Annotated in this window: 1 protein-coding gene; it reads right to left on the bottom strand. The window is 65.5% G+C overall.

What is annotated here, in order from left to right; genetic code table 11:
* Nucleotides 1-26: 26 nt before the first annotated feature.
* Nucleotides 27-923, bottom strand: a complete 897-nt coding sequence (locus IEY82_RS38700; RefSeq protein WP_189129273.1) for a transposase — start codon at nucleotides 921-923, stop codon at nucleotides 27-29.
* Nucleotides 924-989 lie beyond the last annotated feature (66 nt).

Here is a 989-nt window from a genome sequence, read left to right as displayed (position 1 = left end):
GCTAGATCGCTGATGTGAAATTCGGCTTAGTGATCGTAGGCGATCAGGGATCGTTTCACGGGTGCGCCGATGTTCCAGTTGTGCCAGATAACGGCATTGAGGGCGAGGATGCGCTGGCTGATGCGTGCCCAGAGGCCGTCTGTGTGGCGGGCGTTGTGGCGTTCGAGGCCGAGTTGGTTCTTCAACGTCCAGATGATCGCTTCGATGCGCTGGCGTAGCCAGCCGGGGAAGGGCATGGCGGGTGCGGGCTCGTCTTCGCGGGCAGGCCGGATCAAGTGGTGACCTAGATCAGCGGCGGCTTTCTCGATGCCGGCGCCGGCGAAGCCCTTGTCGCACACGATCGGGCACGGCCCGGGTGCGATCTGCTGGACGTGCAGCAGGTGCAGTGCTTGCTTGCGTTCGTCGAGTTCCTTGGGGCAGGCCAGGCTGAAGGCGGTCACCGCGCCGTCGGCGGTGGTGATCAACATCAGCTTGGAGCCCCAGTAGAAGGCATGGTGGGACTTGTCCATGCCGTATCCGGCGATCTCGCCCAGGCTTGATCGGTTGACCGTCACCCGGGAGGCGCCGCACCGGATCGGGGTGCCGTCCATCAGCCGGAGCGGTTCGTGCCAGGTCGGGACCTGGCGGGCCAGCCACAAGGCCGCCGCTGACATCTGCGGGCCCAGATCTCGCAGCTGCCGGTTGTAGACGGCCTGGGAGGGCAAGCGCGGGAACAGATGACCGATCCGGGCCGCCGCGGTCCGCAGCCAGTAGCGCTCCTGATCGCACCGCAGCAGTACCTGGGCCACCGCCACGACTACCGCCTCGGCCGAGGTCAGCACCGGGGGCCGGCCCCGTCCCCGAGGCCGTGCCCGCGAAGGCATCACGTGATCGTCCAGATAGACATAGAGTGCGATCAGAAGGGCGTCCAAGTCTGTCTTCACACACCGACCATGGACGCCCTTCGTCACGCCCGCAGCCGATTACCGAATTTCACATCAGCGATCTAG

It is taken from the genome of Nonomuraea cavernae (assembly GCF_014646355.1).
GTDB lineage: Bacteria > Actinomycetota > Actinomycetes > Streptosporangiales > Streptosporangiaceae > Nonomuraea > Nonomuraea cavernae.
This window is presented reverse-complemented; position numbering and strand designations above follow the sequence as displayed.